Origin of the sequence: Parachlamydia sp. AcF125 (assembly GCF_018342475.1) — a bacterium.
Taxonomy (GTDB): domain Bacteria; phylum Chlamydiota; class Chlamydiia; order Chlamydiales; family Parachlamydiaceae; genus Parachlamydia.
The window spans coordinates 1-1,424 of sequence record NZ_JAEMUD010000010.1; the positions used below are offsets into that span (position 1 = coordinate 1).

A 1,424-nucleotide genomic window follows, 5' to 3' on the forward strand; every position below is an offset into this window, starting at 1 on the left:
CAGCTTTCTAGCCTTCCTAAAGAAATAGGCCGGCTATCGCGCCTGCAGCATCTTAACTTAGAACACAATCAGCTCTCTAGCCTTCCTAAAGAGATAGGCCAGCTATCGTGGCTTTACCAACTTTATTTACAACACAATCAGCTCTCTAGCCTTCCTAAAGAGATAGGTCAGATATCGGGCCTGCGGTATCTTGACTTACAACACAATCAGCTCTCTAGCCTTCCTAAAGAAATAGGCCAACTATCGCGCTTGCGGCATCTTGGCTTACAACACAACCAGCTCTCCAGCCTTCCTGAAGAGATAGGCCAGCTATCGGGACTGGAGTATCTTTACTTAGAACACAACCAGCTCACTAGCCTTCCTAAAGAAATAGGCCGGCTATCGCGCCTGCAGCATCTTAACTTAGAACACAATCAGCTCTCTAGCCTTCCTAAAGAGATAGGCCAGCTATCGTGGCTTTACCAACTTTATTTACAACACAATCAGCTCTCTAGCCTTCCTAAAGAGATAGGTCAGATATCGGGCCTGCGGTATCTTGACTTACAACACAATCAGCTCTCCAGTCTTCCTAAAGAGATAGGCCAGATATCGCGCTTACGGTATCTTGGCTTACAACACAACCAGCTCTCTAGCCTTACTAAAATGATAGGCCAGCTACCGAACCTGGTGCACCTTGACTTACAACACAACCAGCTCTCTAACCTTCCTAAAGAGATAGGCCAGATATCGCGCTTGCGGCGTCTTAACTTACAAGACAATCAGCTCACTAGCCTTCCTAAAGAGATAGGCCAGCTATCGAACCTGGTGCATCTTGACTTACAACACAACCAGCTCTCTAGCCTTCCTAAAGAGATAACGCAGCTGTCCCAACTAGAAAAGCTTGATTTAACTGAGAACCCGATCGCCAATCTTCCTGCAGGGATAAGGCAACTACCTGCATTAAAGGAGCTTAATTTGGAGGAAAACCTGTTATGAAAGATTCGGCACAAAACCCGTTCAATGCTTTTTTGCATGGGAGCGTGGAATAGCTCTCCCTGTTAAGCTTGGCCCCATTCTTAAACTTCTGTACCTCTCTTTAGTGCAAGCGCTAGTATCCCTACGCAAATTGCAGATAGGGTAAAAGCCAAAACAAGGGGCCTATTGGCCATTAACGAAATGAAAGATAAGGGTAAGAGTAAAGCCAATAACATATTGGCCTTAAGAAATCCTTCTTTAAGCTTGTTTTTAAGAAATACGTTAAAGCTTTTTGTGAAATTGGCTCTACCCTCTTGGTTTTTTAGGCTATCCAAAAAATATACAGATTAAAAACCATCAACTTAAGAGGTAAAAATGAATTCTAACTCTTTTTTATCCATAGAAAGCTTGCCCAATGAATTGCTTTATCCTATTTTAGAGGCTTGCGCAACCCCTTCCTTATTTAACGT

Annotated in this window: 1 protein-coding gene; it reads left to right on the top strand. The window is 43.5% G+C overall.

Annotation, left to right across the window (positions count from 1 at the left end; genetic code table 11):
• On the top strand, positions 1–975 hold a 975-nt coding region (locus PARA125_RS09655), incomplete at its 5' end, for a leucine-rich repeat domain-containing protein (protein ID WP_213158676.1).
• Positions 976–1,424: the final 449 nt, after the last annotated feature.